Here is a 14,941-nt window from a genome sequence, read left to right as displayed (position 1 = left end):
CGACCTGTTCGACCAGGCCACGGCGGAGGACTTCGCCGCCTGTCTGGACCGGGTGCTGCGGTCCGCCGTGGACGACCCGGACCGGGCCGTCGACCACCTGCCGATGCTGCCCGCCGAGCGACGCGACCGGCTGGTGTCGGAGTACGCGGCGGGCCCCGCCGTGAAGGTGCCCGCGGCGCCCCTGCCGGAGCTGTTCGCCGCCCAGGCGGCACGCACCCCGGACGCGCCCGCGGTGGTCCGCGGCCCGCTCACGCTGACGTACGCCGAGCTGGCGGCCGCCGCGGGCCGGCTCGCCCGCCACCTGAGGGCGGCCGGTGCCGGACCCGGCGCGCTGGTCGCGGTCGCGCTGCCCAGGACACCGCTGCTGGTCACCGCCCTGCTCGGGGTGGTGACATCCGGTGCCGCGTATCTGCCGATCGACCCCGGCAACCCGGCCGACCGCATCGCCTTCGTGCTCGGCGACGCGGCGCCCGCGCTGGTGCTCACCGACACCGCCACCGCGGCGCGGCTCCCGGAGTGCGCCGCGCCCGTGGTCCTGCTGGACGCGCCGGAGACGGCGGCGGTCCTGGCGGCGGCCGAGAGCGGACCGGTGGCCGACGCGGAGCGCACCCGCCCGTTGTCCATGCGGGACGCGGCGTACGTCATCTACACCTCCGGCTCCACCGGGCGGCCCAAGGGCGTGGTGGTCGAGCACCACTCGCTCGCCGACTACCTGGCGCACACCACCGCCGAGTACGCGTCGGCGCGCGGGGTGGCGCTGGTGCACTCGCCCGTCTCGTTCGACCTGACCGTCACCGGCCTGTACACACCGCTGCTGGCCGGCGGCTGCGTCAACCTCGCCTCGCTCAGCGAACCCGCGCCGCGGGAGGAGGCCGGGCTGGCCGCGGCGCCTGCCACGTTCCTCAAGGCCACCCCGAGCCATCTGCCGCTGCTCAGCGCGCTGCCCGACGGCTACTCGCCCTCCGGCGACCTGCTGCTCGGCGGCGAGCCGCTGCTCGGCACCAGCCTGCGCGAATGGCGCGAGCGGCACCCGGACGTGACGGTGCGCAATGTGTACGGGCCGACCGAGGCCACCGTGAACTGCGCCGAGTACCGCCTCGCCCCCGGGGCTCCGCTGCCGGACGGGCCGGTGCCGATCGGGCGGCCGCAGGCCAACGCCCGGCTGTATGTGCTGGACGCGGGGCTCGAACCGGTGCCCGAAGGCGTGACCGGGGAGCTGTATCTGGCCGGTGAGGGGCTGGCGCGCGGCTATCTGCACGCGCCGGCGCTGACCGCGGAGCGGTTCGTGGCCGACCCGTACGGCCCGCCCGGCGCCCGGATGTACCGCAGCGGCGACCTGGCCAAGTGGAACCGGGCCGGGGAGCTGGTGTACGTGGGCCGCGGCGACGACCAGGTCAAGCTGCGGGGCTTCCGGATCGAGCTGGGCGAGATCGAGGTGGCGCTCGCCGCGCATCCGGCCGTCGCCGGCGCGACGGTGATCGTCCGCGAGGACCGGCCGGGCGACCAGCGTCTGGTGGCCTATCTCGTCCCGGCACCCGGCACCGCGCCCTGCGCGCCCGCCGACCTGGCGGGGCATCTGGCCGGGCGGCTGCCGGAGTACATGGTGCCGCAGGCGTATCTGACGGTGGACGAGCTGCCGCTGACCGCGCACGGCAAGGTGGACCGCGCGGCGCTCCCCGCGCCGGTGGCGGACCGGCGGGACGGGCCGGGCGCGGCCGGTGCGCGCACCCCCCAGGAAGAGCTGCTGTGCCACCTGTTCGCGGACATGCTCGGGGTGCCGGACGTCGGCGTGCACGACAACTTCTTCGATCTGGGCGGGCATTCGCTGCTCGCCACCCGGCTGGTCAGCAGGATCCGCTCGGTCTTCGGGCTGGAGCTGCCGATCCGCGCCGTCTTCGAGGCGCCCACGGTGGCCCGGCTGACCGCGCACCTCACCCAGGCCGGGGCGGGCCGCCGCGCACTCGCGCCGATGCCGCGCCCGGACGAGGTACCGCTGTCGTTCGCCCAGCGGCGGCTGTGGTTCCTCAACCGCTTCGACGACGCGGCCGACTCCGCGTACAACCTGCCGGTCGCCCTGCGGATGACCGGTGCGCTCGACCGGGACGCGCTCACCGCGGCGCTGGGTGATCTGGTGGCGCGGCACGAAGTGTTCCGCACCGTCTTCCCCGAGTCCGCCGGCGTCCCCGTCCAGCGGGTGCTCCCCGTGGACGGGGCCGCGCCGCGGCCGGACGTCACCGAGACCACCGAGGAGCGGCTGCCCGCTCTGCTGGCGGCCGAGATGCGCGGCGGCTTCGATCTGACCGTCGAGCCCCCGCTCCGGGCCCGGCTGTTCGCTCCGGCCGCGGATACCCATGTGCTCACCCTGACCATGCACCACATCGCGGCCGACGGCTGGTCGCTCGCCCCGCTCATGGCCGACCTGGCAACCGCCTACCGGGCGCGGGCCGCCGGCCGCGAGCCCGGCTGGCAGCCGCTGCCCGTGCAGTACGCCGACTACGCGCTGTGGCAGCGCGCGGTGCTCGGCGACGAGGCCGAGCCGGACAGCCCCATCGCCCGGCAGCTGCGCTACTGGGAGGAGACGCTGGCCGGGCTGCCCGACGAGCTGGCCCTGCCCACCGACCGTCCCCGCCCAGCCGTGGCGAGCTACCAGGGCGCGCACGTCCCGGTGGAGATCCCCGCCGAGCTGCACCGGCGGATCGGCGAGCTGGCCCGGTCCCGGCAGGCGAGCGTCTACATGGTTTTGCAGACGGGCCTGGCCGCGCTGCTCTCGCGCCTGGGCTGCGGCACGGACATCCCGATCGGCAGCCTGATCGCCGGACGCACCGACGAGGCCCTGGAGGACCTGGTCGGATTCTTCGTCAACACCCTGGTGCTGCGCACCGACACCTCCGGAGAGCCGACCTTCGCCGAGCTGCTGGACCGGGTGCGCGCGACCGACCTGGCGGCCTACGCCCACCAGGACCTTCCGTTCGAGCGCCTGGTGGAGGCGGTCAACCCGGGCCGCTCGATGGCCCGCCACCCGCTGTTCCAGGTGGCGCTCAACCTGCAGAACGCCGCGCGGGCCGACTGGAGCCTGGGCCTGCCGGGGCTGACGGTCGAGCCGGAGGGCTTCACGCTGGAGACGGAGAAGTTCGATCTGTCCTTCACCTTCACGGAGCACCACGCCGCGGATGGCACACCGGCCGGTATCACCGGGACGGTCGGCTACGCCGTCGACCTGTTCGACGGCGAACGGGTGGCCCACCTGACGGCCCGTCTGGTGCGGCTGCTGTCCGCGGCCATCGCCGCGCCCGACGAGGCGGTCGGGGAGCTGGAACTGCTCGACCCCGAAGAGCGGTCGGCGCTGCGCGCGGCGGGCACCGGGCCACGGCGCACGGTCCCCGCCGACGGCGTCGACGCGCTGCTCGCCCGGCGCGCCGCGGCCACCCCCGGCGCCCTCGCGGTGCGCGGCCCCGACGGGTCGCTGACCTACGGCGAACTGGACGCCGCCGTGACCCGGCTGGCCCGGCGCCTGATCGAGCGCGGCGCGGCGCCCGGCAGCCTGATCGCCGTGGCACTGCCGCGCGGCACCGGCATGCTGGTGGCGCTGCTGGCGGTCCTGCGCTCGGGCGCGGCCTACCTGCCGCTGGACCCCGCGCACCCCGCGGAGCGGCTGGCCGCCACCCTCGCCGACGCACGTCCGCTGCTCGCCCTCACCACCCGCACCACCGCCGCGGCCCTGCCCGAGGGCACGAGCCTGGAACTGCTGGACGACGCCGAGCCGCACCGCGGACCGGATTCGCCGGCGCGGCCGTGGGCCGACGGCGAGCGGGCCGCGCCGGTGCATCCGGAGCACCCCGCGTACGTCATCCACACCTCGGGATCGACCGGACGGCCCAAGGGGGTGGTGGTGCCGCGGCGCGCGCTGGCCAACTTCCTGGGCGACATGGCCGAGCGGTTCCCGCTGGGGGCCGCCGACCGGCTGCTGGCCGTCACCACGGTGTCGTTCGACATCGCCGCGCTGGAGCTGTACCTCCCGCTGGTGAGCGGCGCGGCGGTGGTCATCGCCGACCGCGACACGGTGCGCGACCCGGCGGCGCTGCTGCGGCTGGCCGACGAGGCGGGCGCGACCGTTCTGCAGGGGACGCCGTCCCTGTGGCAGGCCCTGGTCGCCCACGCCCCGGACGCGCCGCGGGGCCTGCGCGCCCTGGCCGGCGGGGAGGCGCTGCCGCGCGAACTGGCGGACCGGATCACCGGGGCCGGCGCGGAGCTGACCAACCTGTACGGGCCGACGGAGACCACCATCTGGTCCACCACCGCGGCGCTCGGCACCCGCCCGGGCACCCCGGCCATCGGCGCCCCGATCGCCAACACCACCGTCCACGTCCTCGACGGGCGGCTGCGGCCGGTCCCGGCCGGGGTCGCCGGCGAGCTGTACATCGGCGGCTCGGGTCTGGCCCACGGCTATCTGGGGCGGCCCGGCCTGTCGGCGGAGCGCTTCGTGGCCGACCCGTACGGCCCGGCGGGCACCCGGATGTACCGCACCGGGGACCTCGCCCGGTGGGGCTCCGACGGGTGCCTGGAGTACCTGGGCCGGGTCGACCACCAGGTGAAGCTGCGCGGGTTCCGCATCGAACCCGGCGAGATCGAGGCGGCGCTGACTCGCCATCAGGACGTCGCCCAGGCGGCGGTGCTGCTGCGCGAGGACAGACCGGGCGACCAGCGGCTCGTCGGATACGTCGTGCCGGCGCCCGGCCGGGCGGCCGACACCGGGGCGCTGCGCGCGCATCTCGCGGCGTCTGTGCCCGAGTACATGGTCCCGTCGGCGCTCGTCGCGCTCGACGCGCTGCCCATGACGCCCAACGGCAAGCTCGACCGGCGCGCCCTGCCGGAACCGGCGGCCACCGCCCAAGGCGCCCAGGGCGGCGCCCCGCGCTCCCCGCGCGAGGAGATCATGTGCGGGCTGTTCGCCCAGACCCTCGGTATGGACGCCTTCCCGGTCCATGACAGCTTCTTCGAATCCGGTGGCCATTCGCTGCTGGCGACGCGGCTGATGAGCCGGGTGCGCACGGTCTTCGGCGTCGAACTGCCGATCCGCGCCCTGTTCGAGCACCCCACCGCGGCCGGGCTGGTCAGCCGGCTCGACGGCGCCGACCGGGCCCGCCCCGCGCTGCGCCCGCTGCCCCGTCCGGAGGTGCTGCCGCTGTCGTTCGCCCAGCGCCGGATGTGGCTGCTGCATCGTCTGGAGGGGCCGAGCCCGACGTACAACATGCCGTTCGTGGTGCGGCTCTCCGGCGACCTGGACCGGGACGCGCTGCAGACCGCGCTGGACGACGTCCTCGACCGGCACGAGAGCCTGCGCACCTTCTTCCCCGACGTCGACGGCGTGCCCAGTCAGCAGATCCTGACCGGGGCCGACGCCCGAGTGGAGATCGCCGCGCGCAAGGTGACGCCGTCCGAGGTGGAGGCCGCGACGGCCGAGGCGGTCCGGGTCCGGTTCGACCTGACCGCCGGCCTGCCGGTGGCGGCGTCCCTGCTCTCCCTGTCGCCCACCGAGCACGTCTTCGTCCTGGTCGTCCACCACATCGCGGGCGACGGCTGGTCGATCGGCCCGCTGGCCGGGGACGTGGCCCGGGCGTACGCGGCCCGCTGCGCCGGGCGGGCGCCCGACTGGCAGCCGCTGCCGGTGCAGTACGCGGACTACGCGCTGTGGCAGCGGGAGTTGCTGGGCGAGGAGTCCGATCCGGACAGCCTGTTCGCGGCGCAGGTCGGCCACTGGGAGCGGGCCCTGGCGGACCTGCCCGACCAGCTGAACCTGCCCACCGACCGGCCGCGCCGGGCGGTGGCCAGCTTCGAGGGCGGACGGCTGGACATCCGGCTGCCCGCGCGGCTGCACACCGCGATCCGGGCGCTGGCCCGGCAGCAGGGCGCGAGCACCTTCATGGTGATGCAGGCCGCGGTGGCGGCGCTACTGAACAAGCTCGGCGCGGGCACGGACATTCCGCTGGGCAGCCCCATCGCGGGCCGCACCGACGAGGCCCTGGACAAGCTGGTCGGCTTCTTCGTCAACACCCTGGTGCTGCGCAACGACCTCGGCGGCAACCCCTCGTTCGCCGAGCTGGTCGGCCGCGCCCGGGAGACGGCGCTGGCCGCGTACGCCCACCAGGACGTGCCGTTCGACCATCTGGTGGAAGTGTTGCGGCCGGATCGCTCCGCGGCACACCAGCCGCTGTTCCAGGTGATGCTGGCCCTGCAGAACGCCACGGCGGCCGCCGACCTGGAGCTGCCCGGGCTCACCGTCACGGCCGCGGACGGTTTCACCGGCGCCTCCCGCTTCGACCTGTTCTTCAGCTTCGCCGAGCAGTTCGACGACGACAGCGGCGCGCCGGAGGGCATGGACGGGTTCGTCGAGTACAGCACCGACCTGTTCGACGCCGCCACGGTCGCCGGGCTGCTGGAGCGCCTCGAGCGGCTGCTGACCGCCGTAACAGCGGATCCCGGGCGTCCGGTCTCCTCGATCGATCTGCTGGGCGAGGAGGAGCGGGAGACCGTGGTACGGCGGTGGAACGACACCGCCACGAACGCCGTGCCGGACAGTGTGACCGGGCGGCTCGCCGCCCAGGTGGCGCGTACGCCGGACGCGGTGGCCGTCGCCGCGGGCGAGCGGCGGCTGACCTACCGGGAGCTGGACGAGGCGTCCGACCGTCTCGCGCGGCGCCTGGTCGCACTCGGGGTCGCCCCCGAGGACCGGGTCGCCCTGTTCCAGGAGCGCTCACCCGGGCTCGTGGTGTCGATCCTCGCGGTGCTCAAGGCCGGCGCCGCGTATGTGCCGATCGATCCGCGCTACCCGGCCTCCCGGCGCGGCCACATCATGGCGGACAGTCAGGTCTCGGTGCTGCTCACCGATCTGGCCTCGCCCGCACCGGAGTGCGCGCACGACGCCACCGTCCTCGTGGTGGACGCCCCGGCCCCGGCCGACGGACAGGACGCACCACTCCCGGCGGCCGTGCGCCCCGAGCAGCTGGCGTACGTGATGTACACCTCCGGTTCGACCGGGGTGCCGAAGGGCGTGGCGATCACGCACGCCGACGTCACGGCACTCGCGGCGGACCGGGCGTTCGCCTCGGGCGCGCACCGCCGGGTGCTGCAGCACTCGCCGCAGGCGTTCGACGCCGCTACGTACGAGCTGTGGGTGCCGCTGCTGAACGGCGGCCAGGTGGTGGTGGCCCCGCCGGGCGACCTGGACCTTCCGACGCTGGAGCGGGTCGTCGCCGAACACGCCGTCACCGGGCTGTGGATGACCGCCGGGCTGTTCCGGCTCACCGCCGAGGAGGCCCCGTCCTGTTTCGCGGGCGTGGCCGAGGTGTGGACCGGCGGCGACGTGGTGCCCGCGGAGGCGGTGCGGCGGGTCATGGCGGCCTGCCCGGGGACCGTGGTCGTGGACGGCTACGGCCCGACCGAGACCACCACCTTCGCCACCCGCTTCCGGGTGCCGGACCCCGATGACGTCCCCGCCCAGATCCCCATCGGACGGCCGCTGGACAACATGCGCGTCCACGTTCTGGACGACGGGCTGTGCCCGGTCCCGCCCGGCGTCCCGGGCGAGCTCTACATCGCGGGCGCCGGACTGGCACGCGGCTACCTGGGACGGCCGGAGCTGACGTCCGAGCGGTTCGTGGCCGATCCGTACGGCCCGCCGGGCGGCCGGATGTACCGGACGGGCGACCTGGTGCGGTGGAACGCCGAGGGCGCGGTGGAGTTCCTCAGCCGCGCCGACGACCAGGTCAAGATCCGCGGCTTCCGGATCGAACCGGGCGAGATCGAAGCGACGCTCGCCGGCCACCCGGACGTCGCCCAGGCGGCCGTCGTGGTGCGCGAGGACCGCCCCGGCGACCACCAGCTGGTGGCGTATGTGGTGCCGGGCGCCGACGGCACCGCGGAGGAGACCGGCTCCGCCGAGGAGCAGATCGACCAGTGGCAGCAGCTGTACGCGCAGATGTACGGGGCCGAGCGGCCGGAGGAGTTCGGCGAGGACTTCAGCGGCTGGGCCAGCAGCTACACCGGCGAGGACATCCCGATCGAGGAGATGCGGGAGTGGCGGGACGCCACCGTGGAGCGGATCCGTGCCCTGCGGCCGCGCCGGGTGCTGGAAATCGGCGTCGGCAGTGGTCTGCTGCTGGCCAAGCTCGCCGGTGACTGCGAGACCTACTGGGGCCTGGACTTCTCCGCCGAGGCCATCGCCGTACTGCGCGCCCAGGTGGCGGCCCGGCCCGAACTGGCCGGCCGGGTCGAGCTGAAGCTGCGCGCCGCGCATGAGCTGGAGGGGCTGCCCACCGGCTTCTTCGACACCGTGGTCATCAACTCCGTCGCCCAGTACTTCCCCCACGCCGCCTACCTCACCGAGCTGCTGGAGTCACTGGCGGACCTCGTGGTCCCCGGAGGCGCGGTATTCCTCGGCGACCAGCGCAACCTGCGCACCCAGCGCGCCTTCCAGACCGCGGCGCGGCTGCACGGGTGGACCGGACAGCAGGGCGCGGCGGAGCTGTCCCGGGCCGTCGAGCAGACGATCCTGATGGAGAAGGAACTCCTGGTCGACCCCGAGTACTTCGCGGCCGTCGCCCGCGACATCCCCGCGTACACGGCCGTGGACGTCCGGGTCAAGCGCGGGCGCAGCGGCAACGAGCTGACCCGCCACCGCTTCGACGTGGTGCTGCGCACCGGCCCGGTGGACGCACACGACCTCGGCGACGTCGAACGGCTGCGCCACGGCGTGGACGTCACCGACCTGGCCGGCATGGAGCGCGTGCTGGCCGGGCGCGGCGGCGGGCCGGTGCGCGTGACGGGCATCCCGGACGCCCGGCTGGCCGGGGAGCAGGCCGCGCTCCAGGCCCTCGCCGAGGGACGGGAGGTCGCCGAGGCCGTGGACGCCCTCCACCGCCCCGACGAGCCGGGCATCGACCCGGAGGCGCTGTACGCCCTGGGCGACCGCCTCGGGCTGACCGTGCTCGTCACGTACGCCCCGGGCGCACCCGGGCGGCTGGACGCGGTCTTCGGCGCCGACGGGCCCCTCCTGACCGATGTGTATCTGCCCGCCACCCGCCTGGAGCCCGCGGCCCACGTCAACAACCCGCTCGGCTCACGGCAGTTGGGCACCCTGGTGGCCGACCTGCGCGGCTACGCCGAGCAGCGGCTGCCCGCGTACATGGTGCCCGCGGCGATCGTCCCCCTCGACGCCCTGCCGACCACGGTCAACGGCAAGCTCGACCGGCGTGCCCTGCCCGCGCCCGACTTCTCCGCCGCGGCCACCTCGCGGGCGCCGCGCACCGAGCGGGAGGCGCGGCTGTGCGCGGTGATGGCCGAGGTGCTGGCCCTGCCCTCCATCGGCATCGACGACAACTTCTTCGACCTGGGCGGCGACAGCATCATGTCGATCCAGCTGGTCAGCCGCGCCCGGCGGGCCGGGCTGCTGATCAGCACGCGCGATGTGTTCCAGTACCCGACCGTCGCGGAGCTGGCCGGGGTGGTCCGCCTCGACGACGACACCGCGGACGGGGCCGACGAGCCGGACACCGGTGAGGTGCCGCTGCTGCCCATCGTGCACTGGCTGCGCGAGCGGGGCGGCCCCATCGAGGGCTTCCACCAGTCCCGCGTCGTCCCGCTGCCCGCTGGCGCCACCCGGGAGCCGCTGGTGCGGGCGCTGCAGGCGCTGCTGGAGCACCATGCGGCGCTGCGCATGCGGCTGCACCGGGACGAGGAGCGGTGGCGTCTGGAGATCCCGCAGCTCCCGGCGGCCGGCGCGGAGGAGCTGCTGGAGCGCGTGGAGGTGGCGGGCCTGGACGAGGCGGCGCTGGAGGCCGCGGTCACCGCGCACCGCGAGACGGCGGCGGCCCAACTCGCCCCGGACGACGGGGTGATGGTGCGGGCCGTGTGGTTCGATCCGGGCCCGGACCACGGCGGGCATCTGCTGCTCCTGGTGCACCACCTGGCCGTCGACGGAGTGTCATGGCGAGTGCTGGTGCCCGACCTGGCCGAGGCGTACGAGGCGGCGGCCCAGGACCGGGAGATCGCCCTCCAGCCGGTGGGCACCTCGCTGCGCGGCTGGGCCACCCGGCTGCACCGGCTGGCGGCCGAGCGGCGCGCCGAGACCGGGTTCTGGGAGGAGGTGGTGCGCGCACCCGAGCCCATGCTGGGCCGCCGCCCGCTCGACCCGGCCCGCGATACCGTCGCCTCGACCCGGTTCACCCACGTCCGGCTGCCCGTGGAGCTGAGCACCGCGCTGCTGACGGACGTACCGCGCGCCATCCACGGCGGGGTGGACGACATCCTGCTCACCGCGCTGTCGCTGACCCTGACCCGGTGGCGCGCCGCGCGACGCGGCGACGCCCGCGACGACGTCCTGGTGGCGGTGGAGAGCCACGGCCGGCACGACATCGTGGACGGTGTCGACCCGACGCGGACCGTCGGCTGGTTCACCGCGATGTACCCGGTGCGGATCGACCTGTCCGGTCTCGGCCCCGCGCGGGTGGGCGGGCCGGCCGCCGAACGGGCCGCGAAGGCGGTGAAGGAGCAGCTGCGGCGGATCCCCGACCACGGGATCGGCTACGGGCTGCTGCGCTACCTCGACCCCGAGTCCGCCGCCCGCCTCGCGGGCGGCGCCGAACCGCAGGTCGCGTTCAACTACTTCGGCCGGTTCGCGACGCCCGGCGACCCACTGCCGCCGACCGCTGCCGAGCCGGTGTACGACACCGGCCGCTATGACGGCGACACCGACGGGCAGCGGCCGTTCGGCCATGCCCTGGAGATCAACGCGCGTGCGGACGACACCGCCGACGGCCCGTCCCTGAGCTGCATGTGGACCTGGCCGGACGGGCTGTTCACCGACGAGGAGGTCCTCGAGCTGTGCGCGGGCTGGGTCGAGGCGCTCCAAGCGCTGGCCGACCTGGGGCGCCGGCCGGGCGCCGGCGGGCGCACCCCCTCCGATCTGCCGCTCGTCCAGCTCACACAGCGCCAGATCGAGCGGCTCGAAGCCGATCTGCCGGGCCTGGCGGACGTACTGCCGCTCACCCCGCTGCAGGAGGGGCTGCTCTTCCACGCGCGCTATGACGACTCCGGCCACGACCCGTACACCGTCCAGTTCCTGTGGGCGCTGGACGGTCAGGTGGACCGGGACGCGCTACGGGCCGCGGTGCGCACCCTGCTGCGCCGCCACCCCAACCTGCGGGTGGCCTTCCGCCAGGACGACCTGGACCGCCCGGTGCAGGTGGTGGTCGACGACCTGGCGCTGCCCTGGTACGAGCACGATCTGCGGACCTTCGGCGGCGAGGAGCTCGACCGCGAGGTGGAGCGCATCGTCGCGGAGGACCGTGCGCGCCGCTTCGACCCGGGCCGGCCACCGTTGATCCGCTTCACCCTGATCCGGGTGGCCGAGGACGCGTACCGCTTCCTGTTCACCAACCACCACATCCTGCTCGACGGCTGGTCCATGCCGATCCTCCTGGGTGAACTGGCCGCCCTGTACGGGGCGGCGGGTGACGACCGGGCGCTGCCCGTCCCGGCGGACCACCGCGCGTACCTCGCCTGGCTCGCCCGGCAGGACCGGGGCGAGGCCGAGGACGCCTGGCGCGAGGCGCTGGCCGGGCTGCAGGAGCCGCTGCTGCTCGCGCCGCGGACCGGCGCCCAGGTAACGGCCGTGCCGTCGCGCCGGGTCGTGGAGGTGGACGCGGAACTGAGCGCGGCGCTGGCCGAGGTGGCGCGCCGCCACGGGCTGACCCTCAACACGGTCGTGCAGGGCGCCTGGGCCACCCTGCTGGGCCGGCTCGCCGGCCGGGACGACGTGGTGTTCGGCGCCACCGTCTCCGGGCGGCCGCCGGAGGTGCCGGGCATCGAGACGATGGTCGGGCTGTTCATCAACACGCTGCCGGTCCGGGTCCGCCTGGACCCGTCGGAGCCCCTGTCGGCGCTGCTGGAGCGGATCCAGCGGCAGCAGTCGGCGCTGATGGCCTATCCGTATCTGCGCCTGTCCGATGTGCAGCGGCTGACGGGCCTCGGCGAACTCTTCGACTCGGCCACGGTGTTCGAGAACTACCCGGCCCCGCCGCCGGGCCTGGACTCCGAGCCGGGCGAGGTGGACGTCAGCGGAGACGAGACGCGCGAGGCCACCCACTATCCGCTGGCCCTGTGCGCGTCCATGCGCGGGGCAACGCTGCGGCTGCGGCTGGACCACCGGCCCGATGTGGTCGACGCGCCGACCGCGGCGGGGCTCGTGGACCAGCTGATGCGCTGGCTGCGGGCGCTGGCCACCGACCCGGACCAGCCGGCCGGCGGGGTCGACCTGCTCGGCCCGGGCCAGCGCGACCAGGTGCTGCGGCGGTTCAACGACACCGCCCGCGCCGTCCCGTCGTCGCGCTGGTCCGAGCTGGTCGCCGAGCAGGCCCGGCGCGTCCCGCGGCGCACCGCGGTGGCCTGCGGACAGGAGCGGCTGAGCTACGCGGAGCTGGACCGGCGCGCGAACCAGCTCGCACGGCTGCTGGCCGAGCGCGGCGCGGGGAAGGGCTCACTGGTCGGTCTGGTGCTGGAGCGCACGCCCGACACGGCGGTGGCCGTGCTCGCCGTCGCCCGGGCGGGCGCGGCGTACCTGCCGGTGGACCCGCGCTATCCGGCCGAGCGGTGCGCGTTCATCCTGGACGACGCGCGCCCGGCGCTGATGGTGGCGACCACGGACACGGTCCGCCTGCTGGAGGAGGCCGGCGGGGACCGGCCGGCGCTCGTGCTGGACGACCCCGCGGTACGGGCCGCGTGGGCGGCCCACAGCGACGCGCCCCCGGTCCCGGCCGGGCCCGCCTCACCCGACGAGGCCGCGTACGTCATCTACACCTCGGGCACGACCGGACGGCCCAAGGGCGTCGTGGTCACCCACCGCGGCATCGGCAATCTGGCGGCGGCGCAGAACGAGCGGTTCGCGATCCAGGCGGACAGCAGCGTGCTGCAGTTCGCCTCGCCCAGCTTCGACGCGGCGGTCTCGGAGATCGTCACCGCCCTGACGGCGGGCGCCACCTTGGTGCTGGCCCCGGCGGCCGAGCTGATGCCGGGTCCGGCGCTGGCCGAGGTGGTCGCCCGGCACGGGGTCACCCACGCCACCATCCCGCCCACCGCGCTGGCCGCGGTGGCACCCGACGGGCTGCCCGGGCTGCGCACCCTGGTGGTCGCGGGCGAGCCCTGTCCGCCGCATCAGGTGGAGCAGTGGGCGCCGCGGCTGCGCATGATCAACGCGTACGGGCCCACCGAGCTGACCGTGTGCGCCACGATGAGCGATCCGCTCACCGCGGGCGCCGCGGTCCCCATCGGCCGGCCCATCGCCGGCACCTGCGCCTACGTGCTGGACGCGCGGCTGCGGCCGGTGCCACCCGGGGTGGCCGGCGAGCTCTACGTCAGCGGGCCCGGCCTGGCGCGCGGCTACCTGGGCCGCGGCGCGCTGACCGCGGAGCGGTTCGTCGCCGACCCGTTCGGCACGCCCGGGGGGCGCATGTACCGCACCGGCGACCTGGTCCGCTGGAGCCACGACGGGCAGCTCACCTTCGTCGGCCGGGCCGACGAGCAGCTGAAGGTACGCGGCTTCCGGATCGAGCCCGGCGAGATCGAGTCGGTGCTCCTCGGCCACCCGGACGTGGCCCAGGCCGCCGTCGTGCTGCGGGAGTCCGGCCCCGCCGGGCGCCGCCTCACGGCGTACGTGGTGCCGCACGACGGGGGCCGGCTCGACCCGATGGTGCTGCGCAAGCACCTCGCGGGCCAGGTGCCCGACTACATGGTGCCCGCGGCGTTCGTCACCCTGGACACCCTGCCGGTCACCCCGCACGGCAAGCTGGACCGGCCGGCCCTGCCCGCGCCGGACACCGCGGGCAGCACCGGCGGCGGCGCGCCCAGGACACCGCGGGAGGAGGTCCTGTGCGGGCTGTTCGCCGAGGCGCTGGGGGTCGGCCGGATCGGGGTCGAGGACAACTTCTTCGACCTCGGCGGCGATTCACTGACCGCGGCCGGGCTGGTCAGCAGGGTGAACCTCGCCTTCGGCACCGCGGTGAGCATCGCCGCGCTGTTCGACAGCCCCACCGTCGAGGGCCTCGCCGAGCGGCTGACCGCCGGCGACGAGGGCGACCCGCTGGACGTGGTGCTCCCGCTGCGGGGCACCGGCGGCGCCGAGCCGGTGTTCTGCCTGCCGCCCGCCGGCGGGCTGAGCTGGACGTACGCGGGGCTGCTGCGCCACATCGACCCCGAGCACCCGGTGTACGCGCTCCAGGCGCGCGGCCTGGCCCGCGATGAGCCGCTGCCGGAGTCGGTGGCGGCCATGGCCGAGGACTACCTGGAGCAGATCCGGGCCATCCAGCCGCACGGCCCGTACCATCTGCTGGGCTGGTCGCTCGGCGGTGTCCTGGGGCATCTGATCGCCACCCGGCTGCAGGCCGCCGGGGAACACGTCGCGACGCTGGCCATTCTCGACGCCTACCCCGTGGTCAACGCCCATGAGGCGGTCGAGGAGCGGCCCGAGGACGTTCTGCGGCAACTGCTGGCATACCTCGGCCACGACCCGGCGGAACTGGGCGACGGCCCACTGGACCACGCACGGGCCCGCGCCCTGCTCGACGACGGCGACAGCGCCATCGCCGGGCTGGAGGAACGGCACATCGAAGCCCTGGCGCGGGTGGGCACCAACATCTCCCGCATCACCGCGGACTTCCGCCTGGACCGGTTCCGCGGCGAGGTGCTGGTCTTCCACGCCGCGCAGGGCAAGGAGGGCTCGGCCTACACCCCCGAGTTGTGGGATCCGTACGTCGACGGGCGCGTGGTCCGGCACGACGTGGCCTGCGCCCACAACGACATCACCAAGGCCGCCGCCTGGGCCGTGATCGGCCCGGTGCTCGCCCGGTCCCTGCGCGACGCGCGCACCACCCCGACCCCGTCCGACCGTTGA

The 14,941-nt window shown here is 75.2% G+C and carries 1 protein-coding gene (cut by a window edge); it reads left to right on the top strand.

From position 1 onward, the window contains the following. A protein-coding gene (locus ACFYOY_RS08310; RefSeq protein WP_388585580.1) for a non-ribosomal peptide synthase/polyketide synthase crosses the window boundary here: on the top strand, positions 1 to 14,941 show its 3' portion. Its footprint begins 7,445 nt before the window's first position; 14,941 of the gene's 22,386 nt are visible here — the last part of the coding sequence; its start codon lies beyond the left edge, outside the window; it ends in the stop codon at positions 14,939 to 14,941.

The organism is Streptomyces sp. NPDC007875 (assembly GCF_042868035.1).
Classification (GTDB): Bacteria; Actinomycetota; Actinomycetes; order Streptomycetales; family Streptomycetaceae; genus Streptomyces; species Streptomyces antimycoticus.
Note: the sequence above shows the minus strand (reverse complement) of the source record. Positions and strands in the feature narration are given on the sequence as shown.